Annotated in this window: 1 protein-coding gene; it reads left to right on the top strand. The window is 59.3% G+C overall.

Features of this window, described 5'->3' with window-relative positions; translation table 11 throughout:
- Positions 1-236 (top strand): amidase family protein (locus ACTHS3_RS18630; protein ID WP_440368890.1); only part of this gene is annotated, 236 nt, incomplete at both ends.

Raw genomic sequence — 236 nt, 5'->3', positions numbered from 1 at the left:
CCCCTACACTGCTACCGTCGTACAAAACCTGCTTAATGAAGGTATGGTAACGCTCGGTCGTACCAATATGGACGAGTTTGCCATGGGCTCGACCAACGAAACCTCGTTCTACGGCGCGACCAAAAACCCGTGGAATCTTGAGCACGTCCCAGGCGGTTCGTCCGGCGGTTCCGCAGCCGTTGTTGCCGCACGTCTTGCTCCTGCCGCGCTCGGTTCGGACACCGGCGGCTCTATCC

The sequence above is a fragment of the Neisseria sp. P0009.S007 genome, from assembly GCF_051962515.1.
This window is presented reverse-complemented; position numbering and strand designations above follow the sequence as displayed.